This window comes from Bacillus sp. FSL W8-1127 (genome assembly GCF_038006725.1).
In the GTDB taxonomy this organism is placed as follows: domain Bacteria; phylum Bacillota; class Bacilli; order Bacillales; family DSM-4216; genus Bacillus_O; species Bacillus_O smithii.
In genome coordinates this window covers 2,135,939-2,162,417 of sequence record NZ_JBBOVU010000001.1, presented here as the reverse complement: position 1 = coordinate 2,162,417, position 26,479 = coordinate 2,135,939, and the positions used below count along the sequence as shown (strand labels likewise).

The window sequence follows — 26,479 nt, the reverse complement described above, 5'->3', positions numbered from 1 at the left end:
AGGGAGCGTTTAACAATGGGAAAGCAAGATCTCAATACGAAAACCACCATTCCTAAAGACCTTTCTCATCTTGAAGAAATGATGAAAGAAAGGGTGGGATTGGGCACTAGCTTTGATCTAGGTGTTCGGAAACTAAAAATCATCAGAAAAAACGTTCATCTATATTATGTGAACGGTCTATGCGATACTTCCTTTATTACAGGTATTTTGATGTTTTTGACTCGTCTCAACGATACAGAAAGAAATACCATTCGAGTAAAAGAAATCGTGGAAAACCGAATTGTCAATCAATCGGTTCAGAAAGTGAAAACGATTGATGAAATGGTGGATCAAGTACTATCCGGGCTTGTAGCCATTTTAGTGGAAGGGGAAGAAGAGGCCTTTATTGTCGATGTTCGGCATTATCCCGGCAGACAGCCGGAAGAGCCGGACACCGAAAAAGTTGTGCGAGGCTCCCGTGATGGCTATGTGGAAAATATCATTATGAATACGGCATTAACAAGAAGGAGAATCCGTGATGAACGATTGCGGTTCGAGTTATTGAAAATAGGGGAGCGTTCCAAAACGGATGTAGCCATTGGATATATTAAAGATGTGGCTAATCCCGACTTAGTCAACGTGATCAGGCAGGAGCTTGAAAACATTAATATCGACGGCTTGCCCATGGCCGATAAAATAGTAGAAGAATTTTTGCTGAAGCAAGGCTATACCCCATATCCACTCGTTCGTTATACAGAAAGAGCCGATATCGCTTCCGCCCATTTATTGGAAGGGCATGTGATGATTATTGTGGATACATCGCCAAGCGTTATTTTAACTCCTGCAACGTTTTTCCATCATGTCCAGCATGCCGAGGAATACCGGGAGGCAGCAGCCGTAGGGACATTTGTACGATGGACGCGCTTTATCGGCATTTTTATTTCCATCTTTCTGTTGCCTCTTTGGTATTTATGTGTGAAAGATCCATCCTTGCTTCCGGATCAAATCGATTATATAGGCCCCCACAAAAAGTCGCATATTCCTGTAGTGGTTCAGCTCTTTTTAGCAGACATGGGAATCGAATTTTTCAGAATAGCGGCCATTCATACACCGACGCCGTTATCAACGGCTATGGGGCTGATTGCAGCCGTGATGATCGGTGAAATTGCAGTGGAAGTTGGACTGTTTGTTCCGGAAGTCATTTTATATGTATCCGTCGCAGCCATCGGGACCTTTACGACTCCCAGCTATGAATTAAGCATTGCCAATACGTTGGCACGAATGTTTCTCCTCATTATGGTAGTCCTTTTTAAAGTTCCGGGATTTGTCATCGGCAGCACCGTTTTTCTCATCTATCTGGCCAGTATTCGTTCATTAAATACACCTTATTTATGGCCGTTTATCCCTTTTAATCCAAAAGCGTTGTTAAATGTGTTGGTAAGACGTCCGGTTCCGGGAGAAAAAATTCGTCCGAGCATTGTTCACCCGCAAGATCGATACAAACAGCCAACCAAATCATCATGATCGAAATCAGTTAAAACTTCCCTGCCATATTGATTTACTCTGTTTTGAATAGGATGAAAACAAGTAATAAATAGGCCGGAGGAACAAAGTGGTAATCTTGAAGTTGAGCTGATTTCAAATATATGTTATATTACATTTATCTTTTTTATGAAACGAGATCAATCGACAGTGTTCGGCTGTCGATTGTTTTCATCAATAGATTTATCAGAATCTTGCGGTGATTATATCAGAAATCGGATGACGGAATGAGGGATAAAAATGGTAGAACATGCTTCAGCTGCCATTAATGAGAAAGGGCATTTAGTATTTGGCGGCGCAGATGTGGTAGAATTGGCGAAAACATACGGTACACCGCTGTATGTATATGATGTTGCCATGATCCGAAACAGGGCGCGCGGATTTAAAAATACATTTGAACGGTTGGGGGTTAAGGCTCAGGTTGCCTACGCCAGCAAGGCATTTTCTTCCATCGCCATGCTTCAGCTGGCAGATCAGGAAGGACTATCGCTTGACGTTGTTTCTGCCGGTGAGCTGTACACGGCTATTAAAGCGGATTTTCCACGTGAAAAAATTCATTTTCATGGCAATAACAAAAGCGAAGAAGAGTTGGAAATGGCGCTTGATTACGAGATCGGGTGCATTGTCGTTGATAATTTTTATGAACTTGAACTCTTGCAGCAATTATGCAAAAAGAAAGACAAACAAGTAAATGTTTTGCTGCGCGTGACGCCTGGAGTGGAAGCTCATACTCATGACTATATTTTGACAGGGCAGGAAGATTCCAAATTTGGGTTTGATTTAAACAGCGGACAAAGCGAGGATGCGCTGAAAATGGCCCTTCGCTCACCTTATTTAAATGTTCTTGGTCTTCATTGCCACATCGGTTCTCAAATTTTCGAAACGACCGGGTTTAAGCTGGCGGCCAAAAAATTGTTGACCAAGATGGCGGAATGGAAAGAAAAGTATCAGTTTCAGCCTGAAGTTCTTAATTTAGGCGGTGGGTTCGGCATAAGATATACGAGCGAGGATGATCCGCTTGAACCGTCCCGCTATGTGGAAGAAATTATCCATGAAGTGAAACAGCAAACGGAGCTCCTTCATTTAACAATGCCGGAAATTTGGATTGAGCCGGGGCGTTCTCTTGTGGGAGATGCCGGAATGACATTGTATACAATCGGTTCAATGAAGGAAATTCCTGAAGTGAGGAAATATATGGCCATTGATGGGGGAATGTCGGATAATATTCGACCGGCTCTTTACGATGCCAAATATGAGGCCGTCATTGCCAATCGGATGAATGATCCTGTAGAAGAAACGGTATCCGTTGCGGGAAAATGCTGCGAGTCTGGCGATATGCTGATATGGGACTTGCCTGTTCCAAAACCGAACCATAAAGACATTTTAGCCGTTTTTTGTACGGGAGCATATGGTTATTCCATGGCTAACAATTATAATCGAATTCCACGGCCGGCTGTGATATTTGTCGAAAACGGAGAAGCGCGTCTTGTGATCAAAAGGGAAAGCTATGAAGATTTGGTGAAATTAGACTTACCGCTAACTGTTTCCGTTGAAAACGCATAATGAAAGGATAGAAGAGGTGGAGAACGGGAAGAAGCATCTTACGCCTATTTTGGCTAGACGACGGATTCGTTCAGGCATATATTTCCATTTTGCAACCATAAGTTGATTCCTTCGATAAATTTTAGTAATATAGTTACAGCTATGTCATTGGATGAATGGAAAGAGTGTAGCGGAAATACACGAACTTAAGAGGGATTAAGAATGCTTATTCGTTATAAAAAGTCTTTTGAAAAAATTGCAATGGGCTTGTTATCGTTCATGCCTAATGAAAAGGACGTTAAAAAGCTACAGCAAACCATGAAAACATACGAAACTGATGATCAATGGCAACTGTATTTATGGAAAAAAGAAGATAAAGAAGATATTGTCGGAGTCGTTGGAATTCAACTAAAAGAAGGAAATATTGCTGAAATTCAACATATTTGTGTCAATCCTTCCTATCGTCAAGAAGGAATCGGAAAAGCGATGCTGAAAGCTCTCAAAGAACTTCACAGCGATAAGCAGCTGAAACCCAACGAGTATACAGCTGCGTTCTTCGATAATTGCGAGTTAAATGAAGATGATGCTTAATCAAATGTGGTAAAAGAGTGTTCCAAAGATTGGGCACTCTTTTTTTACGCCTGCCGCCCGAAATCGTTATGGCGGATTTTTAAGAAGTTTGAAAAGATTAAAAAAGATCTTGAACGAAGCTCAGCATTTTTTCCATGCGGGAGCACCGGAATTATGCCGCTTTTCCAGTGACTTCAGACGGTTCTCAATGATACTGGAACGATCTCGCAGCGAATGTCGGTTGACAATGTACTTTCTATTGCGGATGTCACTCCAGTTGGAAATAGAAAATTGTCGGGCTAATTGCATATACTGATTTTTCACGTTGGGATTGTTCAATGGGAGAGCAAACGGCCGAAACTCTTTCTGATTCAGAATATCTTGATAACGGGATAAAAGTAAATGTGAAAGACGGTCCGGATCGATTCCGAGCTGAAAGAGTTCTTTTCGATTTTTTTTCAGCTGTGTTTGGACCTTCGACAGCAATTTACCGGCCCCCTTGAAATTTCCACGGCGATGGTGATAGCAGGAAACGGCAATTTGAATCAGCAAGACCCAAACGGAGTCGCGTTTTTGTTGTGTTTCATTTTTCCAATATTCTTCTAATATTTCATGACATTCAAAGTAATCATGATCCAGATGAAAATGGGCTAAATACAATAAGTAAGAAACGGGATAGGTCAATTCGGGTACACCTCAGATTGATTTTTCGCAATTCAAATATAGCTTAACATGAATGATGGAAAAAGTATAATGAAAATAAAACTTGGAGAACAAGCAGGGGATCCACTATACTATTAATGTTGGTATGGAGCATGTACCAATCTCATGATCTTAAAGAAGAAATATCTTCTGCTTTTTAGAATTGGTGATAATATGCAGATTAATGTAAAAGTTGAAGGGTTTGAAGGGCCTTTAGATTTGCTTCTTCATTTAATCCAGCATCTGGAAATAGATATTTATGACATTCCAATGGCGGAAATTACAGAGCAATATATGCTGTATATTCATACGATGAAAGAGCTCGAGCTCGATGTAGCCAGCGAATATTTAGTCATGGCGGCAACGCTGTTAGCGATAAAGAGTAAAATGCTGCTTCCAAAGCAAGAAGAAGAAATCGTCGATGATATTGAGGAATGGGAACCGGAAGATCCTCGAGAGGAACTAGTGACAAAGTTGATAGAATATAAACAATTTAAAGAGGCAGCTAAGCTGTTAAAAGAAAAGGAAGCAGAAAGAGGACAAATCTTCACGAAACCTCCGGCAGACTTATCATCCTATGCCAAAGAGGAGGCTCCGCTGAAAGATTTACAGGTCACCGTATATGAAATGATCGCCGCTTATCACAAAATGCTCCGGAGGAAAAAACTGAAACGGCCACTTTCGGCCAAAATTGCCAGAGAAGAAATTCCGATTGAAGAAAAAATGGATGAAATTTTAAAGACGCTGCGCTCAACCGGAAAACGGCAAAAATTTTCCGAATTATTCTCTGATACCGGCAAAGAAGTGATCGTCGTGACGTTTTTGGCTATCTTGGAGTTGATGAAAAGAAACGAAATAGTGGCGGAGCAGGATGAAAATTTTTCGGAAATTTTCTTGGCAGTGAAAGGAGGAGCATAACGATTGGAATTGATTCATTGGAAAAGCATCTTAGAGAGTTTGCTTTTTGCTGCCGGAGACGAAGGATTGACGTTAAAGCAAATCGCAGATGTGTTGGAAATTGAAGAATTCGAAGCCATGGACATTGTCAATGATCTGAAGCAAGAATATGAAAACAATGAACAACGAGGATTACAGATCATCGAGTGGGCCCATACGTTCCAGCTTGCTACTAAAAAAGAAAATGCTCCTTATTTAAAAAAGATGGTTGAAACGGCGCGGCCTCAGTCATTGTCGCAAGCGGCGCTGGAAACGCTGGCCATCGTCGCTTATAAACAACCCATAACGAAAGTAGAGATTGAGGAGATTCGCGGCGTCCAAACGGAGCGTCCTATTCAGACGCTCATATCGAAAGGATTGATAAAAGAAGTCGGAAGAAAAGAAAGCCCGGGAAGACCGATTTTGTACGGCACTACGAATGAGTTTCTCGACTACTTCGGACTGAAAGATTTAAACGAATTGCCACCGCTCCGTCAGCCTGAGGAAGAGGAATATCAGCAGGATGCGGATTTATTTTTTGAAAAATTCCAGGAAACATTACAAATTGAAGAATAATTCCTTTACGATATAGTAAATTGAAAATCAAAACATTTTTTGCAAGGGCAAAAGTGATTTTAAAATGAAATCACTTTTGCCTTTTTTATTTGTTTATGAGGAGTGAAAGAATAAAAAAACATTAAATGGTTCCAATGAAAAAACAGCTGCCGGAATTCCCTCTCACGCTTGATTTTTTCCCGTGTGTGCAATGAAGAATGCGACAACTTTTCATCATATGCCGATTTCTTCTGCATAGACTTGTACAAACAACAGAAGGAGAGGGCGGAAATGAAAAGGAGTATGGTTTACATATGTTTCTCCCTTTTGCTGCTTGTTCCTTTATGGCCCAAGCCGGTAGAGGCGAAACTATCGATCAGCGCTAAAAGCGCCGTTTTGATGGATCAAAACAGCGGCCGTATATTATATGAGAAAGACCCCCACGAGATTAAGCGGATTGCCAGCATTACGAAAATCATGACGGCCATCGTGGCAATTGAATCCGGAAAATTAAATGATACAGTCAAAGTGTCTGAGCGTGCCGTTCATACAGAAGGCTCTTCCCTATATTTACAACCAGGAGAAAAAATAAAACTGAAAGACCTTGTTTATGGATTAATGCTTAGATCAGGAAATGACGCAGCTGTTGCGATTGCGGAACACGTGGGGGGAAGCGTAGAAGGATTTGTTTTTCTCATGAATCAAAAAGCGAAAGAGATCGGCATGAAAAACACTCATTTTTCGAATCCACACGGTCTTGATGATTCGGATGATCATTTTTCTACGGCTTACGATATGGCGCTGTTAACGAAATATGCAATGCAAAATAAAACCTATCGGAAAATTGCAGGTACAAAAGTGTACAAAGTGCCTGACCCCAGGGGGGATTGGGACAGGGTCTGGAAAAATAAAAACAAACTGTTGACGGAAAAATATCCATATAGTACGGGTGGAAAAACAGGATATACCAAAAAAGCGAAAAGGACGCTTGTATCTACTGCCCAAAAAGGAGACTTTGATTTAATTGCCGTCACTTTGGATGATCCAAATGATTGGGATGATCATATAAAAATGTTTGACTATGCATTTGATCGTTACGATCCAAAAGTAGTTTTGCCAAAAGGAAAAATTGACGAAGTAAAAAATTCTTTTTATAAAGGACGAGTTTACACAAAGAAAGAAGTGGTACTGCCTCTCACCAAAAAAGAAGAAAAAAAAGTAGAAGTAAATTATGAATTGCTAAAGCCTAAAAAGGCTTGGAAAAAAGGCAGAAATGTGCCTTCATTAGTAGGTCGGGCTGTTGTCTATTTTGATCATCGTCAAGTTCGGTCCATTCCGATTTACTTTGAACCAGTCAAAACAGAGAAAAAAGGTTGGATACAGTACTGGAAAGACTTGTTTGCGATGCAGATGGGTGTGAAATCAAATGGTTAACTATATATGGGTAGGAATGACGATCGTTGGCTTGCTATTTGCGATGGTGAATGGAAATATGGATAAAGTGAATGAAGCCATCTTCGAAACAGCCGGCCAAGCAGTCACGTTGTGCATTGGATTGATCAGTGTATTAGTATTTTGGCTCGGCATGATGAGAATCGCCCAAGAATCCGGTTTGCTTGATAAAATGTCCAAAGCCTTTCGCCCGCTCGTGAGGCGGCTTTTTCCCGAAGTGCCTCCCGACCATCCTGCATTAGGATATATTGTATCCAATATGATGGCCAATTTATTCGGACTTGGGAATGCAGCAACACCCCTTGGAATAAAAGCAATGGAGCAGTTGAAAAAGTTGAATGGCGGAAAGGAGGCAGCCAGCCGCTCGATGATTACTTTTTTGGCTATTAATACATCGAGCATTACCTTGATTCCTACGACGGTAATCGCGGTCCGTATCACTTACCATTCTTCCTCGCCGACTGAAATTGTTGGTCCAACATTGGTTTCCACTGTATTTTCCGCTATTTTTGGCATTTTAATTGACCGGTATTTTTATTATCGAAGGAAAAACGGAGTGAAATAATATGCAGTGGATATCCGCCATATCCTTATGGCTCATTCCTTTTATTATAGGTTTTATATTACTGTACGGAACAATGAAAAAAGTACCGACCTATGAAACGTTCGTGGAAGGTGGGAAAGAAGGGATTCAAATGGCTTTTTCCATTATTCCTTATTTAGTGGGGATGATGGTGTCGATAGGTATTTTTCGGGCATCCGGCGCTCTGGAATTTTTGGTTGGCTGCATAAAACCCTTATTGTTAAAAGCAGGGATTCCACCTGAAATCATACCTCTTGCCTTAATTAGACCGATTTCCGGCAATGCGGCGCTTGGAATGATGACCGATTTGATTTCGACTCACGGTCCTGATTCGTATATTGGCCGATTGGCTTCGGTTATTCAAGGAAGCACGGATACAACAATGTACGTTTTGACTGTTTATTTTGGAGCCGTTGGGGTAAAAAAAATGGGGGATGCCTTAAAAGTCGGACTTTTGGCCGATTTGGCGGGATTTATAGTGGCTATCATCGTGGTGACTCTCGTTTTTGGTTCCTGACCTCCGGTTCATATGATTTTTCGAAAAAAGTATATAAATAGTTGTTTTTTCTCGTAACCCGCATCTACTAATATCTGGATTTGGCTTAGGCGGACATGACGCTTTCCGTTTTTCCAAATGCGAGGTGAAGCAACCGGTGTCTGTTGATCTTTGAGGAACGGGTTTCAATGTCCGATCTAAACATTGCAACCTGGTATCAGCTGCCGTTTTTCATATGAACTTCTTTCATCTGCATACATGGAAAAGGCGATTTTTTTATTTGTCTCGGATAACATTTTACTGTGATGATTGCGAAGCGGGCGAGATCCCTAGCAGCGAGGGACGTGCGAGGCGTGTCACGGATCAAGACACGAAAAGCGAGTGATTTTCTCGTTCACAAATATGTTTGATAGAAAGCTTTACATGAAAAAAGGGGCACCTCTTAGTCATTTTACTGACTATTGGGGCAGTCCCATTTTTTTATGTTGCCACTGAAATTTCAATGCATGACCCGTCCATCGAAAGATCGACGAAAAACAGTTAGACAGCGTCCCGTTTTGCGTTCATGACATTCATCTTTGCTTTTTTGGAACGATATGTGATAATGCAGTAAGGAATGTCAACTAAGGAAATCAGTAGAGGTGATGGAAATGGAAAGATTGCAAAAGGTGATTGCTCAGGCAGGAATTGCTTCAAGAAGAAAAGCCGAGCAGCTGATAGTAGAAGGAAAAGTAAAAGTAAATGGAGAAGTAGTTACGGAACTTGGTACGAAAGTTTCAGACAGCGATAAGATTGAAGTAGAAGGGATTCCTGTTGAAAGGGAAGAAAAAGTGTATTTTCTGCTGTACAAACCAAGAGGTGTGATTTCTTCGGTTCGAGATGATAAAGGACGGAAAACGGTGATCGATTTCTTTCCTCATGTGGACAAGAGGATTTATCCAATTGGACGTCTTGACTATGATACTTCAGGCCTGTTGTTGTTGACGAATGACGGAGAATTCGCCAATCTGCTCATGCATCCTCGCTATAAAATAGAAAAGACTTATATTGCCAAACTGAAAGGCATTCCTCCTCGTCCAGCCTTAAAGCAGTTGGAAAAAGGGGTGGAATTGGAAGACGGGATGACGGCACCCGCTAAAATCAAATTCTTAAGTGGCGACCGCAAAAAGAATACCGCCATTGTTGAAATCACGATTCATGAGGGAAGAAACAGGCAAGTTAGACGAATGTTTGAAAAAATTGGCTATCCTGTATTGAAATTAAGAAGAGAACGTTTTGCTTTTTTGACGCTGCAAGGTTTAAATGCCGGAGAGTTTCGTGAATTATCTCCTCATGAAGTGAAGCAGCTGAGAGAACTGGCGCTGAGAGGAGAATGAAGAGGTTTTCAAAATATAAAATTCGCGAAGCTTCATTCTTCTATTCAATAAAGGAATAAATGGTATAATGAATGTAAATTCTGTGATTGTCTCATTTTTGAAAAAGATCAAACTTTTACCATAATTCAAACTATATGGCGCATCCGGCCGGACTGCCTTAAGGCACTGCTTTGACAACGGCCGCTTCCTTTGTTGTACATACTGAATGAACGATGTGACGGAAGCATTTTCTTCTATGAAGAAGAAATCGTTTCATCAGATGGAGGTGCTGATGTGGATAAAAAGAAAAGACGTCTTTTGGTACGGACGATCATTCTCCTCATCTTAGCCGCTGCAGTTGGCTATACACTTTATGCCAATTTAACAAGAGATGAGAAAGGGTCCGTTCAAAAGGGGGATCAAGCCCCTGATTTTGTCTTGAAAGATTTGCATGGGAAAGAACATAAGCTTTCTGATTACAAAGGAAAAGGAGTTTTTCTTAATTTTTGGGGGACATGGTGCGAGCCATGCAAAAAAGAAATGCCATATTTGGAAAAAGTAGGAAAAGAGTATAAAAGCAAAGGAGTAGAAATCCTCGCTGTCAATGTCGGTGAACCTGATTTAGTAGTAAAAAAATTTGCCGAACAATACCATCTCACATTTCCAATCATGATTGATGGCAATAAGGAGGTGCTGAGAGCGTACGGAGTCGATCCTTTGCCGACTACTTTTCTTATTGATTCAAAAGGAAGAGTGAAAGAAGTCATCATCGGCGGGCTTCAAAATGAGGAACAAGTGCGAGAAAAATTGGCGGAAATTAAACCATAATGTTAGAGGAGAAATACTATGGAAAAGGTGAAATGTGAATGCGGCCACGTAAATCCTCATGGCACTATTCTTTGTGAAGCGTGCGGGAGAGCACTTACGGAAGAAGCGAAACAAAGCAAACTTTATAATATGCGCTACGAAGGAAGCGCTCGACGTTCCCAAACTTATCATAAAACGATCATTGATAAAATATGGAACTTTTTTTCTTCTGTTAAAGTAGGAGTTATCCTCATTATTGTCACGTTGATTGCCAGTGCCATCGGGACGATTTTTCCTCAAAAAATGTATATTCCTCAAAATGTGGACCCGGGAGATTATTACAAACAAGTCTATGGAACGTTGGGGGAAATTTATTATAAGCTTGGTTTTTACGATCTTTACAACTCTGTCTGGTATATAACGCTCATTGCTTTAATCGGAGTATCACTTGTCATCTGTAGTCTTGACAGGGTCATCCCGTTGTACCGCGCTTTAAGAAATCAAAGGGTGGTTCGACATGAGTCCTTTATGAAGAAGCAACGTTTGTTTGCTCAAAGTTCCGCCCATCACTTTCATGAAGACATCGAAAAAATCAAGAAAAAGCTGGAAAAAAAACATTACCGTATCCGAATGGATGATGAAGCCCTGTTGGCGGAAAAAGGACGCTTTTCCCGCTGGGGACCTTATGTGAATCATATCGGTTTGATCATTTTCTTATTTGGAGCTATGTTGCGTTCGGTTGACGGCATGTATGTAGACAAGCTTCTTTGGATAAGGGAAGGGGAAACCTTGGAGGTTCCGGGGACAAACGGAAAATATTATGTTCAAAATAAAAAATTTATTTTGCAGGAATACAGCAAAAAGAAAGATCCGGAAGTTTTTAACCAAGCAATGGATCGCGTTGGAAACATCGCTAAAAACTATCAATCCAATGTAGTTCTTTATAAAAATGAAAATCAAGGGCTGCCGGGAGCGCCACCGAAATTAAAAAAGATAAAGGAAGGAGCCATCCGTGTCAACCATCCAATCAAATTGGATCATTACGCGATTTACCAATCTTCCTTTAAACTGGGCGAACCAAAAGCGATGGTGTTCACTTTAACGGACAAAAAAACAGGCAAAGAGTTCGGAACGGTAAAAGTGGATCTTTTTCAACCTAAAGAAACGTATTCGTTAGGACATGGCTATAAAGTAAAATTAATGGGTTATTATCCTGATTTTTCAGGATTTGCCAATAATGGTGAGCCACAATCCAAATCTCCGATTCCGAATAATCCTGCTTTCTTATTTAAAATGTTTTCGCCTGAGCATCCTGATGGAGAAGTGAGTTTTGTAGCGATCAGGCAGACTATCGAGCCGCTTGGTGCAACCGATTATAAAATGAAGTTTAAAAGCCTTGAAACACGGAATGTCTCTGCATTGACAGTCCATAAAGATTTAACTCTTTGGATTTTAGCCCTGGGGGGAGCGATTTTTATGATCGGCGTCATTCAAGGCGCTTATTGGAATCATCGCAGGATTTGGATTAGAAAAGTAGATGGCGAAGTTTATATTGCTGCTCATACAAATAAAAACTGGTATGGATTAAAAAAAGAAATTTCGTCTATTCTAGAAGGAACCCAATTGCCGGTGCCGGTTGACCAATCTGAAAAGGGGGAAGAAGCGTGACGCTAGCACATTTAAGCAGTAACTTATTATATACCGCTTTTATTCTGTATTTAGTAGCAACGCTTTTTTTTGGCGGATCCATCCGCTCTAAAAACGCTGAAATGGTAAAGGAACCTAATCGCTGGGCGAAAATAGGAATTTTGATCACCATCGTCGGTTTTATCGCTCAAGTCGGATATTTTTTTACTAGATGGGCTGCTGCCGGGCATGCACCGGTGAGTGACTTATTTGAATTTACGACGTTTTTTGGCATGATGTTAGTAGGGGCCTTTATCATTATTTATTTTATTTATCGTTTGCCTGCACTTGGCCTTTTCGCTCTTCCTGTCGCGGTCATTATCATCGCTTATGCGAGCATGTTTCCAAGAGAAATCAGTCCATTAATCCCCGCGTTGCAAAGCGATTGGCTTCATATTCATGTTACGACAGCGGCGGCAGGAGAAGGGATTTTATCCATCAGTTTTATTGCCGGGCTCATTTATTTAATCAAAGTGGTGGATCAATCAAAAGCGAGCAAACGGACTTTTTGGCTGGAAGTCATTATGTACGGACTGGTGGCGGTCATCGGCTTTGTGGCGGTGACAACCATTTTCCGGGTAATGGATTATGAAGCCGCTTTTCAGTATGTCAATAAAGAAGGGCAGCCGGCGGAAGTGGTTTATAATCTGCCTGCTTTGATTGGTCCTCATGAGGGTGATTTGCAAACGAAAAACGTTATGAATCCACTTTTCTACGTTCCGGCTATCATTAATGCCAAAAAACTGAATACGGTGATTTGGTCGTTGATAGCAGGCACCATTCTATACGTACTGATTCGAGTGATCACTAGAAAACGAATAGCCGCCTTGCTGCAGCCTTTTGTCCAAAACATCAGCTTGGACTTAGTCGATGAAATCAGCTACCGCGCTGTTTTAATCGGTTTTCCGGTTTTCACTTTAGGCGCTTTGGTTTTTGCCATGATTTGGGCGCAAATTGCGTGGACAAGGTTTTGGGGATGGGACCCGAAAGAGGTTTGGGCTCTTATTACCTGGCTGTTTTATGCTGCTTTTTTGCATTTGCGTCTTTCCAAAGGCTGGCATGGAGAACGATCCGCATGGATGGCGGTGATCGGATTTATCATTATCATGTTTAACTTAGTGGCGGTCAATCTCGTCATAGCCGGGCTGCATTCTTATGCGTAGCAGCCGATTTTAAAATCAGAATTTGTCGATGTTCATAAAAAGTTCAATCCTTCCCTTTTAAAAGAGGCTTTTTTCCTATTAAAATGAAGCATGTGGCCCTTCATTTAACGGAGCAAAGAGTTACTGCTCCTCCTTACTTGTTTAGCATAAAGCGGGGATGAACAACTAGTTTAGACTAGGAGGGAAATAAAGTGGAAGAAGAGATGAAAATTTTAATTGTCGACGATGAGGAAAGAATTCGGCGACTATTGAAAATGTATTTGGAAAAGGAAAATTTTGTGATAGATGAGGCAGCCGACGGAAATACTGCGTTAGACAAAGCGTTAACCACTGATTATGATTGCATCATTCTTGATCTCATGATGCCCGGTAAAGACGGTGTGGAAGTATGCAAAGAGTTAAGAGAAAAGAAAGCTACTCCTGTCATCATGCTGACGGCTAAAGGCGAAGAAGCAAATCGTGTGCAAGGATTTGAAGTCGGAGCAGATGATTACGTCGTAAAGCCTTTTAGCCCGCGTGAAGTTGTGCTGAGGGTAAAAGCGCTGCTGAGACGTGCTTCTACGACAAGTTATTTGCATACGAACGCTTCTGCTAAGGACATGATCGTGTATCCCCATTTAGTCATTGACAATGATGCCCACCGTGTAACTGCGGACGGAAAAGAAGTAAATTTAACACCGAAAGAATACGAACTTCTGTATTTTCTGGCAAAAACGCCGGATAAAGTGTTTGATCGCGAGCACTTATTAAAGGAAGTTTGGCATTATGAGTTCTTTGGCGATTTGCGTACTGTCGACACTCACGTAAAACGGCTGCGGGAAAAGCTGAACAAAGTGTCTGAAAAAGCCGCTAAGATGATTGTAACCGTTTGGGGAGTAGGCTATAAATTCGAGGTAAAGCCTGAATGAAATTTTGGAGAAGTATTGTAGGAAAATTATGGGCGACCATCTTGCTCTTGGTGTCCTTTGTCTTATTTGTTCTTACCATTTTGCTGTTAGGTTTTTTCGAAAATTACCACGTCAATCAGGTGGAAAAGGAATTATCTAATACCGCGGAAAAAATTGCGGACATCCTGGCCCACCATCCAAATGAAAAAATCGGTACGGAAATGGCATGGGAAATTGTCGATTCACATGTTCATGTCATTATTGCTAAGAATAAGGACACCTTTTTATATTCGCCCAATATTTCTCCGAAAGATAAACTGGACCGCAGCGTCATCATACACGACAAGCAATTGTCCAAAGTTTTCAAAAATAAAAAATATGTCCAAAAAGAAATCAACATCCATGGTGGGAAAAAATTTTCCAATCGCTATGAAAATTCGATTGTAGTGGGAGTTCCTCTGAAAATGTCTCCGAATGAAAATGGAGCAGTGTTCCTTTATCAGTCGCTGGAAGTGATTAAGGAGACGTCGGAGCAGACGACTAAACTGATTATATTGGCGGCCGGCATTGCGATTTTCTTGACAACGGTGTTTGCCTTTTTCTTATCCACCCGGATTACGGCCCCTTTGCGAAAGATGAGGGAAGCAACGAGCTCTTTTGCAAAAGGAAAATTCGATGCGAAAGTTCCGATTTTAACGTCTGACGAAATCGGGGAGTTAGGCATCGCTTTTAATCACATGGCAAAACGGCTTAAGTTTAACATGAATGCTCTTAACCAGGAAAAAGAACAGCTGGCCAGCATTTTGCGCAGTATGGCAGACGGAGTGATCACTTTTAACCGAGATGGCACGATTTTGATTACGAATCCTCCGGCCGATCGTTTTTTGCAAAACTGGTATTATGAGCACAGAGAAGATGAACAACCGGAAACCGCCCCGACTCTTATTCAAGAATTATTGGGAAAAGTTTTCCGTCGGGAGGAATCAGAGCAAATAGGTGAATTGACTGTTCAAGGAAGAACGTATGTCGTCATTGTGAGCCCTTTATACAGTGGAGAAACGGTTCGGGGGGCTGTAGCGGTTGTTCGGGATATGACGGAAGAACGCAGACTGGACAAGCTCCGTAAAGATTTTATCGCCAACGTTTCCCACGAGCTGAGAACGCCTATTTCCTTGCTTCAAGGGTACAGTGAAGCCATTATTGATGACATCGCAGCGACGGATGAAGAAAAGAAGGAAATCGTGAAAATCATCTATGAAGAATCATTGCGAATGAAAAGGCTGGTCAACGAATTATTAGATTTAGCGAGAATGGAAGCCGGGCATACCAACTTACAAAAAAGAGAAGTAGAAATTCCGGCTTTTATCAAAAGAGTCACGAACAAGTTTCAAGGATTGGCGAAGGATCAAGAGGTTCGTTTACTGTTCGATTGGAACAAGCCATCTTTTGCCGCCAATATCGATCCGGACCGCATTGAGCAAGTGTTGACGAATTTGATTGACAATGCTCTCCGCCATACTCCTAAAGGCGGTTTTGTCAAGGTGGATATGGAGAAAAAACAGAAAGGCGTTGTCATTTACGTAATCGATTCCGGATCGGGTATTCCGGAAGAAGATCTGCCGTTCGTGTTTGAACGCTTCTATAAAGCCGATAAAGCCAGGACTCGCGGCCGATCCGGCACTGGATTAGGGCTTGCGATTGCGAAAAACATCGTGGAAGCTCATGGAGGAAGCATCAGAGTTCAAAGCAAGTTGGGTGAAGGAACGACATTCTCCTTTTATCTTCCTTATTAATCAAACTGTCGAAAACCCATTCATATGTGGGAATGATGGCGATAAATCTTGTTACATGGGAAACATCTTCCTTTATACGCGAATAGAAAGGGTCGACCTTATTGAATCATCATCTAATTATAAAGGAGGTTGACCCTTTTTTTGTTTTTAAATGGAATCGCTTACATAAAATGAAGCGGTCTAATTTGTCATTTGGAATCATAACGTTTTATGGTGAAAGAATTGCCGAGGAGGATCAGAATGCGGGATTACTTAAAGCGGTTGGTCATCGTAATAGCGATGGGGGCTTGCATCGGAATACTGATCATTGGAGGAAGGCTTGCTTATGCCAAGACCAGCAGCAGTACAGGAGAAAAACATGCTCTTAGTTTTGGTGATTACAGACTGTGGTCTGCAGAGAAAGGTACAGCTCCGTAAAAAGAAAAAGGACGCCAAGAGCGTCCGTGAGTCTTTTTTGAAAAAATTGGTTTAAAAGAGAGCAGGTGAAACATCCTGCTTTTTATTTGTTTTCTTCGTAGCGTGCTCGGCATTCTTCGATCAGTTTAGCGGCTTTTTCAGGTCCTTCCCAAGTGCCGATTTCGGTTTTTTTGCCTTGCAAATCTTTATAGCGTTCGAAGAAATGAGCGATTTCTTTTAGTTTATGCTGCGGTAAGTCGTCGATTGAATGGATTTCATCAAAACGAGGATCTTCTACAGGCACACCGATTAGTTTAGCATCTTCTTCGCCGCTGTCGATCATGTTCAAATAGCCAATGACACGAGTATCAATGACGCATCCAGGGAAAGTAGGATTTGTCACCAATACAAGAATGTCCAGCGGATCTCCATCCAAAGCCAACGTATTTTCTAAATATCCGTACTCTGCTGGGTAAAACATTGGCGAAAATAAAACACGGTCTAATTTAAAAATTCCTCGTTCTTTATCAAACTCATATTTGTTTTGGCTTCCGGTAGGAATTTCGATAAACGCCTCTACTATTTGGTTTTTCACCGTCATGAACCTAATACCTCCTATACACTATGTATACTATTTCATTATAGTGGAATAAGTAGGGAGAGGCAAACAACTCTATATATTTTCGGAATATTCACACTATAAATTCTGGCATTCAAAAGCGAAAAGATTCCGCATCAAGAGTGTTCGCAAGTGAGCAGAGGACGAATCGCGTCGGACTGTGGATGGCCGTCCGCTCCCCTCGTTCTTTTTTCTAATAAGGGGTAAAGATTTTTTGCTCTCTGTCGAAAAAATCAATGAAGGATCCTGTTTTAGACCGACAAACAACCCGTTTTCCGATACACGGATTCCATTTTACTTCCTTATACTCTTTTACATGGTACTATATTCCTGTTTTATGGTAAAATAGATAGAGTCCACTTGAATGCATTTTGAAAAATGAAGGAGGGGGCATAATGTTTAAAACAATAAAAAGAAAACTATATTTAGGTTTCGGCATTTTAATCATCATGTCGACGATTATGTCCGTTATTTACTTTGTGTCTTCCCAAACCGTGTATCAGAAAACGGAGAATATGATCAAAAATCAAGTTCCCGAGCTGGTTGCGGAGCAAGAACTGCGTTTTAATATTTCGCAACGTATTGCTCTTGCCAGAGCTTATGTTCTTTATGGAGATCCTAAATATAAGGATGAGTTTAATCAATATACGGAATCTAGCAAAGCCATTTCCGACTCGATTTTAAGCGAGCATCCATCGAAGGAAATGAAAGCCGTTATTGCGGACAGTAAGAAGTGGCGATCTCTAGTACTCAATGACGTCATTAAAGCCTATGATCATGGAAAAGTAAAAGAAGCCCGGGCTGCGTTGCAACAAAAAGCGGAGCCGATCGCTCAAAAGATCATGGCTGATTTTGATTCCATTGCCCAAAAGGAAAAAAGCAATATTCACTCTAATGGAAATGAAATCATTTCCAATAGCAATACCATAGCAGGCTGGGGTTTGACATTAGCTATCGTGATCATTGTCATCAGTCTAGTCGTCACTCAAATATTTACAAAGATCATTTCAAGTCCGATTGTTCGTGCAAAAGATCGTCTTCTGATGATTGCACAGGGCACTCTTCCAAAAGAACCATTGCAGTTAAAAAATAAAGATGAGATAGGGGAGTTGGTAGACGCTTTAAACGTGATGAACGATCATCTAAAAAGGACCATCTCCGGAGTGCAAAGCGTCTCCGCCAACTTATTAACACACAGTGAAAAAATGGCTAAATATTCATTTGACGTAAAAGAAGGTGCCGTGCAAATCGCCACAACGATGGAAGATCTTTCAAACGGCATTCAAGAACAGGCCAATTCTAACCAAAAATTATCGAGCGATATGGAAAAATTCATGAAAATGTTAATGGATTCCTCGTTAAAAGGGGAAGAAGTGAAAACAAAAGCCGAACAAATGAAAGAACTGGCCGATCAGGGCAGACAAAAAATGAACCAATCCGTGGAAGAAATGAACCACATCTCCATTACGGTAAATGAAGCGCTCCAGCTAGTGGAAGGGTTGAACAAAAAAACCGAAAACATCAGCAAATTGGTCAATGTGATTGAAGACATTTCCGAACAAACGAATTTGCTTGCTCTTAATGCAGCCATTGAGGCAGCGCGAGCAGGTGAAAGTGGACGCGGCTTTGCCGTCGTGGCAGAGGAGGTAAGAAAATTGGCAGAAGGGGTGAATCATTCGGTGGCTGACATCACAGCCATTATTTCGGAAGTGCAAAACGAAACGGGAAAAGTGGTTCAAGCGCTGAAAGCAGGATATGGAACAGTAGAAGGAGGCCGCCAATCCATTCAATCAACAGGCGAATCCTTCCATCAAATTTATCAAAGCATTGAACGGGTATTTGAGCAAGTAGAAGAAATGTCTACGAACTTATATGATATTTTAGACCATACGAAAGACATTACGTCGGCTATTGAAAATATAGCAGCAGTATCAGAAGAATCTGCCGCCGGCTTTGAACAAGTTACGGCTACTGCTGAGGAATCGTCCTCATCCATTGAACAAATAGCCAATGGAATTCAGCAAATGGAAACAGAAGTACAAAGCCTGGATGAAGCGATCCATCATTTTCATGTCAAACATTAGGGAAACCCATCATTATCAGAAAGGGGGCTATACTGTTTAGGAATGTCCGTTGGATCATGTGAAGCTGCTTTCCTGCATGTGAGAAAACGGGGATTCCTTTTGAAAGTTTGATTGTCGTCCATCGTTTTTTACATATTTTCGAATTTGAAAACGAGTCGGAACATGGATCTTTTAAGCTTTATGTCTCATACCGGTTTTTGGTATTCAATCTTCAGCAAAAAAACCTTCCAGCTAAAAGGATGAAGCATCCTTTTAACTGAAAGGTTTTTTATTTTCAGTCGGAATGTCTTTTCGTTTTGACGCAATTGTCTGATTAGTCTTGCGATTCATCTAAGCGAAAAACGATTGAAGCAGGCACTGGATTTTTATTCAAATTTCAGCGGGTCTCCATCGAAAGGTTCGTCTGCTACTTTGATGGAATCGGTAGGGCATCCTTCGAATGCATCTTGCATATCATCAAGCAGTACCTCAGGTACTTCCGCTGTTCCTTGGTTATCATCCAATACTACAAATGCAAGTCCTTCGTCATCATAATCATAGATGTCAGGAGCAGCGGCCCCGCAAGCACCACATGCGATGCATGTATCTTTATCTACAATTGTATATTTTGCCATAGATTGTTCCTCCTAACAAAGCTATCTTGAGAAATTTAGTCGGATTTAACTTCTCCATCTTCATTGTAAAGCTGTTAACAAAACTTTTCAATAGAAAAGAGCCAACAATTCAATTGAAACGCTTACGATGGAGGTGATGGAACAATGGATGTCGAATTTCATGTTAAAATAGAAGGCGGCTGCTATTGATAGTGGAATCATAACATTTTCTTGTAAGGCCATATGGACTAAATCAACAAAGAGCTGGAGGAAAAAATCTTTGAACTTGTTTCAAGCGGTTTTGCTGCATTGCTTTGAAAAAATCCATGGGGAGCGAACGGTCTATTCTATTTTTCACATTCTAAAAGGAAAAAAATCATTGCAATCCATTCAAGATGTGCATTTTTATCAATTAACAAAGTGGTTTTCCGCCGTTCCGTATTTGAATAGAAACGATTTCGAAAAAGAGATTAAGCGAATGTGTGATCAACAATGGTGCTATATGGAAAATGGCGAAAGAGCCCTTTTGCTTCCAAAAGGAAAAAGTGAATTAGAAGAATTTTGGACCAAAAACTCAGCCCTTCCGTATTTGGATGGCTGGCCTTTACATTCGATGGCGTCGGTCTTTTGGAAACGATTAAACTTGCTCGTTCAAACCGTTTCCTATTTAATTCATGAAGAATCTGTCTTTTATCCGGCAGAGAGGAATGACCAAGTTCAAATGTGGGTGAAAAAATGGCTTTTGAGCCGGAAGGTAAATCGGACGGATACAGGTGTACAACTATATCGCGAACTATATGAATTATTGCAAAGTGAAAAAGTAGAAGATCCGCGTCTGTTCGTTTTTCGCTTGTCAGGATACGAACGAATTGGAAAAACGGCGGCGCAAACAGCAAAACAATTGGGAATAGAAGAACCGGAATATTGGCTGCGATTTTCTCATTGGATTCATTTTATGATACACTCTGCGCTTCATCATCCGAAAAAATTTCCCATTTTACATGAAATGCTGCTAGATTTAAAACAGCCGGTTGTATTGACAAAATCAGCAAAAAAAACATACGAACTATTTCAGAGGGGGCTATCTGTTGAACGGATCGCACATGTGCGCGGACTGAAGCGGAATACAATCGAAGATCACCTCGTTGAGATTGCCTTAAATGTTCCCGATTTTTCCATAGATCCATTTATTGAAAGAGAAGAGTTGGAGGCCTTTGAAAAAGTAGCAAAGACACTCACCAGTAAAAAATTAAAGGATATTAAAGAAATTCTTCCTCATTTATCTTACTTTCAAATTCGTCTTGTTCTAGCGAAGTATGGAAGGATAGTGAATCAACATGGAACTTGAACTGTTATTACGAAAACAATTTGGGTATTCGTCATTTCGAACCGGACAGAAAGAAGTCATTACTTCACTGCTTGAAGGAAAAGATACACTCGCCATGCTTCCAACCGGGACAGGGAAATCACTTTGCTACCAACTGCCGGCCTACATATTAGACGGTACGTGTATTATCATTTCACCTCTTCTTTCTTTAATGCAAGATCAAATGGAACAAATGAAGATGCGAGGGGAAAAAAGGGTGATTGCTTTGAACTCTTTCCTCTCCTTTGAAGAAAAAAAACGTGCACTTTCCCGTTTAGGGCAATTTCGTTTTGTTTTTATGTCTCCTGAGATGCTTTCTAATCAACGGGTGTTGCATGAATTATCCAAAATCCGCCTTTCATTGTTTGTAGTGGACGAAGCCCACTGCATTTCCCAATGGGGGCACGATTTTCGCCCTGATTATTTAAAAATCGGCGAAGCACGTGAATTATTGAACCGGCCATTGACGCTTGCGCTGACGGCGACCGCAACAGAAGAAGTGAGAACGGACATCACGAAGTATTTACATCTTCAAGATGCGAATCAATGGATCTTTTCGGTTGACCGAGCCAATATTGCGATGAGTGTTCAACATTGCGAAAGTTATAAAGAAAAGCTGGACAGTCTTTTGGAGATTGTCAAAAACGTACAAAAACCAGGCATTATTTATTTTTCCAGCAAGAAGGCCGCCGAAGAAACGGCTTATTGGCTCGAACAAGAAGGGATAAAAAAAGTAGGCGTTTATCATGGCGGAATGGAACAGGACGAAAGAATCTTAATACAGCAGCAATTTTTATTTAACGAGTTGGAGATTATCTGTGCAACGAGCGCGTTTGGGATGGGGATCAATAAAAACGATATTCGATTCGTCGTCCATTTCCATCCACCGGGTCAAATGGAATCGTACTTGCAGGAAATTGGCCGCGCTGGTCGTGATGGTAAAAGAAGTTTGGCGATCTTGTTGTACGCCGACGGAGATGAACGCATACACGAGCGTTTAATGGAAACGGAATTGCCTACGGACAAACAAATTGAAGCATTCCTTGCATATGAGCCGAACTTAAAAAAGGAAGCGGCGGCTGTTCTGCAACTGACGGATGTCCAGTATCGTTATCTTCTTCACTATGAGGAACTATACAAAGATTTTTCATTCGAAAAAAAATGGGAGTATATCCAAAGAGACAAAAATGAGCAGATCCGTAAGAAGCGCAGGAAATTGAGTCAAATGGTCCAGTGGATCCATAGCACTTCTTGCCGTAGAGAAGGAGTTCTTTTATATTTTCATGAAAAGATTGGATCGAAGCCGGAAAGGTGTTGCGACTGCTGTGGGCTGAATATTCTCGATTATTATGAATCGACAGCCGGCCAGTCCAGGCAAGAAGAGATGAATGATTGGGAGGCCATTCTGCAAAAATTGCTTTTGATGGAAGGAAAAATCGATGAAAAAGAATAAGTTACTATTGATAGAGGAGTTAACGCACCAAGATATCATGAAATCTCTTTATTGGACACAATGTCTATTGCTTGCTTTTACCGGAATCGGCATCTGGCTATTATTTGATTCCTTCTCCTCTTATTTTCAATTGTTTGATTGGAGCGATCGGCGGCTTGTCTGGGGAATAGTCGGAGGTTTGACCGTTGTCTTGATTGATTTTTGCTTCATGAAATGGCTTCCCCACCAATATTTTGATGATGGCGGGATCAATGAGAAAATATTTTCGAAGCTAAACATGATCTCCATCGTATGGATAACGGCTCTTATTGCTTTCAGCGAGGAAATGTTTTTTCGGGGAGTTCTTCAAACTCACTTTGGATTCGCAGCGGCAAGCATTCTTTTTGCTTTAGTCCATATTCGTTATTTAAGCAATTGGTTTCTTACAGTCAATGTTTTCGTCTTCAGTTTTTGGATTGGCTTTTTTTACGAATGGACTGAAAACTTGGCAGTAACGGTCGTCATGCATTTTGTCATCGATTGCGCATTAGGAATCATCATTCATTTTAAAGATAAAAGGGAAAAAAACGAAGAGGGATGATACATGAAGAGAGACCCTTATCGAGAATTGGCAGAAAAGCATCGAAAAGAGCTGAAATTGCAAGAATGGACCGAAATAGAAGAAGAGCCTAAAACATTAAGCAGAACAGAATATCGAAAGCAGAAAAAGCAAGAAAAAAAAATCTTTTCTATGCTTCGTACACTTCTCATTCTATTTATTTTTCTCCCGGTGGCGATTTTATTTAGTTACAACACGATAAAGGAAAAAGAACGTCCTTTGTCTTCCGTATCGGTTATTACCGAAGAAAGCGCAAGCGGACACGATCAATCGGCCAGTTCAACATCCAACCAATCAAAAAAGGAAACTTTAAAAAACAAACAAAGAAAAACGGTGACTCATATTGTCCGGCCGAATGAGACGCTTACTGATATTTCCATTCATTATTACGGTACAAAGGATGGAATCGACAAGATTAAATCGGCCAACCATTTAGAGGACAATCATATTAACGAGGGACAGGTACTCAAAATCCCATTGGAAAAATAATTTTTTGTTTAGCCTTTCTCGTCTTTTTTTGGTAAAGAGCTGGAGCGGGTCAACATCCTTTCCTTTCAAAATTTGATCATATCGATGAGTGCTTGTACATAGAATGAGTGTGGAGGAGGGAAAGGATGGATTCAGTTCTTTTGATGTTGGATGACGGAACAGATGAGGCTACGAAGCAAATGCTTCAAAATTTAATTGAAAGAAAAAGGAAGCTGGATAAACTTCACAAAAAGCAGATGTTTTTTTTATCACTCTTTTTCCTTTATACCTTTCTTTTTATTTATTTGTTTTATAAAAAGCTGTTGATTCCGTATTCAGATTCCGCTTTTCAAATTATTTCGTCCTTTTTTGACAGTCGAATGATGATGCTGCTGTTATTGGCGGGCGCAGCACTTTTAGGAGCTGTAAAAATTTTTCGCGATCAAAAAGACAAAGCGGAGGAAGAGTTTCATGCGCTTCGCTGTGAAATCATTGATAAAAGCAAAGATCTTTGGAAAAATGACGCTTGGGAAAATCGGCATAAAATATTCGAAATGATGGAAAGAAAATTCGGTATTAATTTATATCACGAAAGCAAATAGCGGGAAAGCCGCTCCTTCCCGCTTTTAGAAAAACTGTTTTTTGCCCCTTTCTTCTTTAATCAATTCTACTGCTTCACGAAAACGCTGGGAATGCACAATTTCGCGTTCTCGTAAAAAACGAAGGCCATCGTTTAAATCCGGGTCATCGCTTAAATTAATAATCCATTGATAAGTGGCTCGAGCTTTTTCTTCAGCTGCGATATCTTCATACAAATCGGCGATCGGATCTCCTTTGGCCTGAATATATTCCGCTTTCCAAGGATTTCCGGACGCGCTTTGATAAAATAACGCTTCGCTGTGATTCACATAATGATCCCCTAACCCCGCTTCTTTCATTTGTTCCGGTGTAGCGTCTTTGGTTAATTTGTACACCATGGCGGCAATCATTTCAAGATGAGCCAATTCTTCCGTTCCAATATCGGTTAATAGTCCAATGACTTTATCGGGAATGGTGTAGCGTTGATTTAAGTATCGGAGTGCTGCGGCTAATTCGCCATCTGCACCCCCGTATTGTTCGATGAGAAATTTCGCCAGCATCGGGTTGCAGCTGCTGACCTTTACTGGGTACTGAAGCTTTTTTTCGTACACCCACATAGAATGACAACACTCCTTTCTTGTTGTTTTCAGGCATGATTATAAAACCCTGCATAAAAATCAAGAAGTAGTTCGAGCATCAGGACACAGAAAAAGCGGCGAGATTGGTTTAAACTTGCCAAGGCCATGGAGCTTCTTTCCAATCCCACGGATAACGGGAATAACTGTACCCGAAGCTGGTTAAGGATCCGTGTTGAAGTTCAAAAGCTTTTTTCATCTGTTTCCGTTGTTTGATCAGCCAGTTATATTGCAGAACGGCATCGTAATCATCAGGATGGGTGTCCAAATAGAGGGCTAGTTCTAAAATGGCGAAGTCAATGGCCTGCAGATCCTCTAAATCTTTGTAATAATTAGGTGGCTTCTTCATTTTCTCTAACCCCCTTTGGTTGTTCGTATGGACCGTAATATGGATCATAGAAAATTTTAAACAATGTCCCTTTTTTTAAAGCTTCTATTGGTGAAAATTGCGGAGTATTCGGTGGCTGGAATCCTATATATAAATTCGGCGGAGTGGAATACGTTTTGATCGTCTTAGGCGGGCATGGATCAAAGGGACTAACATACGGTGTATAGCTTTTAAATGGAGTGAAGCCTTTAAAATGTGTCACACGATCACCCTCCTCGCATAGATCTCAATCTATTGTATGGAGCTGTTTTGTCCCTCATGCTAATAAATTCTAATGTCGTGGGATTATAGCCGGATGATGCAGGCAGTTTTTTTGCGACTTCCTCATACGATGAATATAGGAGGAGGTGGTTCCATGCCCTGGAGTGTATCGCTTTTTGTTTGCGGAACTGTTTAGTTGGATGTATATTTTTTGCTTGCCAAGTCCGGAAGCCTTTTCATGGTCTCTTTTGTTATTAACATTTATATTAAAGCCGATGAAGTTTTTTCTCGCAGCAGTAGCGTTTATGGCGGCTTTTGTATTGAATGGAAATCTGCTTGAATGGGAAGTGAAAGGGCTGTATCGGTTGTTTATGAAGAACATCAATATTTGGGGATGTTTTTTCTTTCTGCATTTTGCTTCTTTTGTCGTGATGGCTTGGTTCTTTTTTTGGGAAACAGCCATTCTTTGCTTTTTCTCTATTCTGTATGGAATCATTTCCATAGATTTTCAAAAATTGAGAGAGATGCAATGATGGATGGTTCCGATAGTGATCAGCAGCTCTCAATTGATTGCCGTTAGGTATGAGGAATGAATGAAGTGAAATAAAATACTCTTTCATTTCTTTAAATGTTAAATTCCTTATTACTTTTTGTTCCAATCGCTGGCTGGATCCGATATGAAATAACAGCGGGGAGTAACCCCACAAAGAATCATGTTTCAAGGCAAAGTTGTACAAAGGTTCATTATCATTATTTTGACGTCCTTACTATATGGGGACCTGGCATTTAGGTCTTTGCGAGAAAAATATGTCAGAAAAACTGACAAAAGTGCTGATAAATTCGTCCTGTTCCGAGGAATTTGTCTCTATCGAAGACGTCGCACCTAGTCAGAAGAATGTATCGTTATAAAAAGAGGTTTATTGCTGCTCTTCCCCTTATCAGGGAAGAGTTTTTACATTTTTAAGTACAAAGATGGGCAATCCATACACTGAACAGCAACTGGACATCTTGGCAATAACCAACAAAAGAAAATGCTTTAAACGGAGAATGG

Annotated in this window: 27 protein-coding genes and 2 pseudogenes; 23 read left to right on the top strand and 6 right to left on the bottom strand. The window is 40.8% G+C overall.

Going from position 1 to position 26,479, the window contains the following annotated elements:
* The first annotated feature begins 15 nt into the window (after nt 1-15).
* The 3 genes from NST12_RS10225 (at nt 16) to NST12_RS10215 (ending at nt 3,654) form a co-directional block, all read left to right on the top strand.
* Nucleotides 16-1,503, top strand: a complete 1,488-nt coding sequence (locus NST12_RS10225; RefSeq protein WP_328202661.1) for a spore germination protein — start codon at nt 16-18, stop codon at nt 1,501-1,503.
* A 258-nt stretch (nt 1,504-1,761) separates the two neighbouring features.
* On the top strand, nt 1,762-3,084 hold the full coding sequence (gene lysA, locus NST12_RS10220; protein WP_328202660.1) for a diaminopimelate decarboxylase: 1,323 nt from the start codon (nt 1,762-1,764) through the stop codon (nt 3,082-3,084).
* 201 nt (nt 3,085-3,285) lie between these two features.
* Nucleotides 3,286-3,654: a GNAT family N-acetyltransferase gene (locus tag NST12_RS10215; RefSeq protein ID WP_048623612.1), complete on the top strand. Its 369-nt coding sequence runs from the start codon at nt 3,286-3,288 to the stop codon at nt 3,652-3,654.
* A gap of 120 nt (nt 3,655-3,774) precedes the next feature.
* Here NST12_RS10215 and NST12_RS10210 read toward each other — a convergent pair whose 3' ends face one another.
* The gene (locus NST12_RS10210; protein WP_048623611.1) at nt 3,775-4,317 is read right to left on the bottom strand and encodes a DUF309 domain-containing protein; all 543 of its coding nucleotides are present in this window, start codon (nt 4,315-4,317) and stop codon (nt 3,775-3,777) included.
* Nucleotides 4,318-4,509: 192 nt separating this feature from the next.
* Between NST12_RS10210 and NST12_RS10205 the strand changes: the two genes are divergently transcribed.
* The 12 genes from NST12_RS10205 to NST12_RS10150 all read left to right on the top strand — a co-directional run bounded on the left by NST12_RS10205 (nt 4,510) and on the right by NST12_RS10150 (nt 16,465).
* Nucleotides 4,510-5,253, top strand: coding sequence for a segregation/condensation protein A (locus NST12_RS10205; RefSeq protein ID WP_328202691.1), 744 nt, complete (start codon nt 4,510-4,512; stop codon nt 5,251-5,253).
* A gap of 3 nt (nt 5,254-5,256) precedes the next feature.
* Nucleotides 5,257-5,847: an SMC-Scp complex subunit ScpB gene (gene scpB, locus NST12_RS10200; RefSeq protein ID WP_003355211.1), complete on the top strand. Its 591-nt coding sequence runs from the start codon at nt 5,257-5,259 to the stop codon at nt 5,845-5,847.
* 270 nt (nt 5,848-6,117) lie between these two features.
* Complete coding sequence (locus tag NST12_RS10195) at nt 6,118-7,260, top strand: D-alanyl-D-alanine carboxypeptidase family protein (protein ID WP_003355210.1); 1,143 nt, start codon at nt 6,118-6,120, stop codon at nt 7,258-7,260.
* Entirely contained in the window at nt 7,253-7,843 is a 591-nt protein-coding gene (locus tag NST12_RS10190; RefSeq protein ID WP_328202658.1) for a nucleoside recognition domain-containing protein, read from the top strand. The genes NST12_RS10195 and NST12_RS10190 overlap by 8 nt, the downstream gene beginning before the upstream one ends.
* 1 nt (nt 7,844) lies before the next feature.
* Entirely contained in the window at nt 7,845-8,378 is a 534-nt protein-coding gene (locus NST12_RS10185; RefSeq protein WP_048623608.1) for a spore maturation protein, read from the top strand.
* Between the two features lie 629 nt (nt 8,379-9,007).
* On the top strand, nt 9,008-9,733 hold the full coding sequence (locus NST12_RS10180) for a pseudouridine synthase (protein ID WP_328202655.1): 726 nt from the start codon (nt 9,008-9,010) through the stop codon (nt 9,731-9,733).
* Between the two features lie 273 nt (nt 9,734-10,006).
* Nucleotides 10,007-10,540: a thiol-disulfide oxidoreductase ResA gene (gene resA, locus NST12_RS10175; protein WP_328202653.1), complete on the top strand. Its 534-nt coding sequence runs from the start codon at nt 10,007-10,009 to the stop codon at nt 10,538-10,540.
* Between the two features lie 18 nt (nt 10,541-10,558).
* Entirely contained in the window at nt 10,559-12,187 is a 1,629-nt protein-coding gene (locus tag NST12_RS10170; RefSeq protein WP_048623607.1) for a cytochrome c biogenesis protein ResB, read from the top strand.
* A complete protein-coding gene (gene ccsB / locus NST12_RS10165; RefSeq protein ID WP_048623606.1) occupies nt 12,184-13,368 on the top strand; it encodes a c-type cytochrome biogenesis protein CcsB in 1,185 nt (394 codons plus the stop codon). Before NST12_RS10170 ends, ccsB begins: the two co-directional genes overlap by 4 nt.
* Nucleotides 13,369-13,571: 203 nt before the next feature.
* On the top strand, nt 13,572-14,276 hold the full coding sequence (locus NST12_RS10160) for a response regulator transcription factor (protein ID WP_169799157.1): 705 nt from the start codon (nt 13,572-13,574) through the stop codon (nt 14,274-14,276).
* A complete protein-coding gene (locus NST12_RS10155) occupies nt 14,273-16,048 on the top strand; it encodes an ATP-binding protein (protein ID WP_341101115.1) in 1,776 nt (591 codons plus the stop codon). Before NST12_RS10160 ends, NST12_RS10155 begins: the two co-directional genes overlap by 4 nt.
* A 240-nt stretch (nt 16,049-16,288) precedes the next feature.
* On the top strand, nt 16,289-16,465 hold the full coding sequence (locus tag NST12_RS10150; RefSeq protein WP_156179247.1) for a hypothetical protein: 177 nt from the start codon (nt 16,289-16,291) through the stop codon (nt 16,463-16,465).
* Between the two features lie 82 nt (nt 16,466-16,547).
* On the opposite strand, the gene NST12_RS10145 is transcribed toward NST12_RS10150, so the two are convergent.
* Nucleotides 16,548-17,045, bottom strand: a complete 498-nt coding sequence (locus NST12_RS10145; protein ID WP_048623604.1) for an inorganic diphosphatase — start codon at nt 17,043-17,045, stop codon at nt 16,548-16,550.
* A gap of 413 nt (nt 17,046-17,458) precedes the next feature.
* Between NST12_RS10145 and NST12_RS17135 the strand changes: the two are divergent.
* A pseudogene (locus tag NST12_RS17135) lies at nt 17,459-18,196 on the top strand (MCP four helix bundle domain-containing protein); the annotation flags it as partial.
* Nucleotides 18,194-19,064: pseudogene (locus NST12_RS17130) on the top strand (methyl-accepting chemotaxis protein); the annotation flags it as partial. The pseudogenes NST12_RS17135 and NST12_RS17130, both read left to right, overlap by 3 nt.
* A 448-nt stretch (nt 19,065-19,512) precedes the next feature.
* Here the strand turns inward: NST12_RS17130 and NST12_RS10135 are convergent.
* The gene (locus NST12_RS10135; protein ID WP_048623602.1) at nt 19,513-19,761 is read right to left on the bottom strand and encodes a ferredoxin; all 249 of its coding nucleotides are present in this window, start codon (nt 19,759-19,761) and stop codon (nt 19,513-19,515) included.
* Nucleotides 19,762-20,020: 259 nt separating this feature from the next.
* Here NST12_RS10135 and NST12_RS10130 point away from each other — a divergent pair, with 259 nt between their 5' ends.
* The 5 genes from NST12_RS10130 (at nt 20,021) to NST12_RS10110 (ending at nt 24,227) form a co-directional block, all read left to right on the top strand.
* The gene (locus NST12_RS10130; protein WP_048623601.1) at nt 20,021-21,088 is read left to right on the top strand and encodes a helix-turn-helix domain-containing protein; all 1,068 of its coding nucleotides are present in this window, start codon (nt 20,021-20,023) and stop codon (nt 21,086-21,088) included.
* Nucleotides 21,078-22,559 carry a RecQ family ATP-dependent DNA helicase gene (locus NST12_RS10125; RefSeq protein WP_327796627.1) on the top strand — a complete coding sequence of 494 codons (1,482 nt, stop codon included), beginning with the start codon at nt 21,078-21,080 and terminating at the stop codon, nt 22,557-22,559. The genes NST12_RS10130 and NST12_RS10125 overlap by 11 nt, the downstream gene beginning before the upstream one ends.
* Complete coding sequence (locus tag NST12_RS10120; protein WP_327796626.1) at nt 22,546-23,139, top strand: CPBP family intramembrane glutamic endopeptidase; 594 nt, start codon at nt 22,546-22,548, stop codon at nt 23,137-23,139. The genes NST12_RS10125 and NST12_RS10120 overlap by 14 nt, the downstream gene beginning before the upstream one ends.
* A 3-nt stretch (nt 23,140-23,142) precedes the next feature.
* Nucleotides 23,143-23,646 (top strand): LysM peptidoglycan-binding domain-containing protein, encoded by a 504-nt coding sequence (locus NST12_RS10115; RefSeq protein WP_327796625.1) that lies wholly within the window; start codon nt 23,143-23,145, stop codon nt 23,644-23,646.
* Nucleotides 23,647-23,771: 125 nt separating this feature from the next.
* On the top strand, nt 23,772-24,227 hold the full coding sequence (locus NST12_RS10110; RefSeq protein WP_327796624.1) for a DUF2663 family protein: 456 nt from the start codon (nt 23,772-23,774) through the stop codon (nt 24,225-24,227).
* Nucleotides 24,228-24,251: 24 nt separating this feature from the next.
* Here NST12_RS10110 and NST12_RS10105 read toward each other — a convergent pair whose 3' ends face one another.
* From NST12_RS10105 to NST12_RS10095, 3 genes are all read right to left on the bottom strand, one after another.
* On the bottom strand, nt 24,252-24,821 hold the full coding sequence (locus tag NST12_RS10105) for a manganese catalase family protein (RefSeq protein ID WP_048623597.1): 570 nt from the start codon (nt 24,819-24,821) through the stop codon (nt 24,252-24,254).
* Nucleotides 24,822-24,930: 109 nt separating this feature from the next.
* On the bottom strand, nt 24,931-25,188 hold the full coding sequence (locus NST12_RS10100) for a spore coat protein CotJB (RefSeq protein ID WP_327796623.1): 258 nt from the start codon (nt 25,186-25,188) through the stop codon (nt 24,931-24,933).
* Entirely contained in the window at nt 25,172-25,429 is a 258-nt protein-coding gene (locus NST12_RS10095) for a spore coat associated protein CotJA (protein ID WP_048623596.1), read from the bottom strand. The genes NST12_RS10100 and NST12_RS10095 overlap by 17 nt, the downstream gene beginning before the upstream one ends.
* A 163-nt stretch (nt 25,430-25,592) precedes the next feature.
* Between NST12_RS10095 and NST12_RS10090 the strand changes: the two genes are divergently transcribed.
* Nucleotides 25,593-25,961: a hypothetical protein gene (locus NST12_RS10090; RefSeq protein ID WP_048623595.1), complete on the top strand. Its 369-nt coding sequence runs from the start codon at nt 25,593-25,595 to the stop codon at nt 25,959-25,961.
* The last annotated feature ends 518 nt before the right edge of the window (nt 25,962-26,479 follow it).

What these genes read in the sequence shown, in the direction of transcription:
- NST12_RS10170 (WP_048623607.1), top strand. Translation starts at nt 10,559, where the DNA reads ATGGAAAAGGTGAAATGTGAATGCGGCCACGTAAATCCTCATGGCACT.
- NST12_RS10155 (WP_341101115.1), top strand. Translation starts at nt 14,273, where the DNA reads ATGAAATTTTGGAGAAGTATTGTAGGAAAATTATGGGCGACCATCTTG.
- NST12_RS10225 (WP_328202661.1), top strand. Translation starts at nt 16, where the DNA reads ATGGGAAAGCAAGATCTCAATACGAAAACCACCATTCCTAAAGACCTT.
- NST12_RS10105 (WP_048623597.1), bottom strand. Translation starts at nt 24,821, where the DNA reads ATGTGGGTGTACGAAAAAAAGCTTCAGTACCCAGTAAAGGTCAGCAGC.
- NST12_RS10100 (WP_327796623.1), bottom strand. Translation starts at nt 25,188, where the DNA reads ATGAAGAAGCCACCTAATTATTACAAAGATTTAGAGGATCTGCAGGCC.
- NST12_RS10150 (WP_156179247.1), top strand. Translation starts at nt 16,289, where the DNA reads ATGCGGGATTACTTAAAGCGGTTGGTCATCGTAATAGCGATGGGGGCT.
- NST12_RS10160 (WP_169799157.1), top strand. Translation starts at nt 13,572, where the DNA reads ATGAAAATTTTAATTGTCGACGATGAGGAAAGAATTCGGCGACTATTG.
- NST12_RS10185 (WP_048623608.1), top strand. Translation starts at nt 7,845, where the DNA reads ATGCAGTGGATATCCGCCATATCCTTATGGCTCATTCCTTTTATTATA.
- NST12_RS10205 (WP_328202691.1), top strand. Translation starts at nt 4,510, where the DNA reads ATGCAGATTAATGTAAAAGTTGAAGGGTTTGAAGGGCCTTTAGATTTG.
- NST12_RS10125 (WP_327796627.1), top strand. Translation starts at nt 21,078, where the DNA reads ATGGAACTTGAACTGTTATTACGAAAACAATTTGGGTATTCGTCATTT.
- NST12_RS10135 (WP_048623602.1), bottom strand. Translation starts at nt 19,761, where the DNA reads ATGGCAAAATATACAATTGTAGATAAAGATACATGCATCGCATGTGGT.
- NST12_RS10195 (WP_003355210.1), top strand. Translation starts at nt 6,118, where the DNA reads ATGAAAAGGAGTATGGTTTACATATGTTTCTCCCTTTTGCTGCTTGTT.
- NST12_RS10190 (WP_328202658.1), top strand. Translation starts at nt 7,253, where the DNA reads ATGGTTAACTATATATGGGTAGGAATGACGATCGTTGGCTTGCTATTT.
- NST12_RS10145 (WP_048623604.1), bottom strand. Translation starts at nt 17,045, where the DNA reads ATGACGGTGAAAAACCAAATAGTAGAGGCGTTTATCGAAATTCCTACC.
- lysA (WP_328202660.1), top strand. Translation starts at nt 1,762, where the DNA reads ATGGTAGAACATGCTTCAGCTGCCATTAATGAGAAAGGGCATTTAGTA.
- NST12_RS10120 (WP_327796626.1), top strand. Translation starts at nt 22,546, where the DNA reads ATGAAAAAGAATAAGTTACTATTGATAGAGGAGTTAACGCACCAAGAT.
- NST12_RS10110 (WP_327796624.1), top strand. Translation starts at nt 23,772, where the DNA reads ATGGATTCAGTTCTTTTGATGTTGGATGACGGAACAGATGAGGCTACG.
- NST12_RS10180 (WP_328202655.1), top strand. Translation starts at nt 9,008, where the DNA reads ATGGAAAGATTGCAAAAGGTGATTGCTCAGGCAGGAATTGCTTCAAGA.
- NST12_RS10215 (WP_048623612.1), top strand. Translation starts at nt 3,286, where the DNA reads ATGCTTATTCGTTATAAAAAGTCTTTTGAAAAAATTGCAATGGGCTTG.
- NST12_RS10115 (WP_327796625.1), top strand. Translation starts at nt 23,143, where the DNA reads ATGAAGAGAGACCCTTATCGAGAATTGGCAGAAAAGCATCGAAAAGAG.